We start from the raw sequence: 972 nt of genomic DNA on the forward strand, positions 1-972 counted from the left end.
CGTATACGCTGTTTTAATCGGTATAGCTACTAGTGGATTCGGTATTTTACCAGGATTTTTCGCTGGATACGTTTGTGCTTTCGTCGTGAAATTTCTCGAAAAGAAATTACCAGCTGGTGTAGAATTTTTAGCAATTCTATGTATTGCCGCACCAATTTCACGTGGAATGGCCATGCTTATGGATCCACTCGTTAACGCAACACTCGGTAAAATCGGTTCTATGATTTMAGTTGCAACTACAGAAAGTCCTATCATTATGGGTATTATGCTTGGTGGATTAATAACAGTTATTTCTACATCTCCATTAAGTTCTATGGCACTAACTGCAATGCTCGGATTAACTGGTTTACCGATGGCAATTGGTAGTCTTGCCGTAGCAGCCTCTGCCCCAATGAACTTCATTTTCTTTAAACGACTAAAAATCTGTTCAAAGAAAGATACAATCGCTGTGGCAATCGAGCCGTTAACACAAGCCGATGTTGTCTCAGCAAATCCAATTCCAATTTACGCAACAAACTTTGTTGGTGGTGCACTTGCTGGTATTATTACGTCACTATTCCAGCTCGTTAATAATGCACCAGGGACAGCATCCCCAATTCCAGGACTTCTCGTACTGTTCGGATTTAATGATGTAATAAAAGTAACGATTGCTGCCGTATTATGTGGAATCGTTACCACTATTGTTGGATACGTCGGTTCCATTGTGTTCCGCAAATATCCAATCCGTTCTGCTGATGAAATTCGCGGAATTACTTCGGAAGAGAAMGTTGCGTAAAGAAAGGGAGCTATTCTCATCGTTTGAGAATAGCTCTTTTTTATGTCGCKTGACGTTAAGTGAAATTATATTGAACACAACTCCGCATATATCGACTTAACTACTAAATAAAACAATAATAACCTACCTATTAATAAAAGAAGCCGGCTCAAAACACTTTTTGAACTGCACCCCAATTGTTAGACATAGTCTAACAA

General features: G+C 39.3%; 1 protein-coding gene. It reads left to right on the plus strand.

Features of this window, described 5'->3' with window-relative positions; all coding sequences use genetic code 11:
• Positions 1-775: PTS sugar transporter subunit IIC (locus AC1DJR_RS31465; protein WP_477004411.1), on the plus strand; the 775-nt coding region annotated here is incomplete at its 5' end.
• Positions 776-972 lie beyond the last annotated feature (197 nt).

The organism is Bacillus sp. 05T31, from assembly GCF_056396725.1.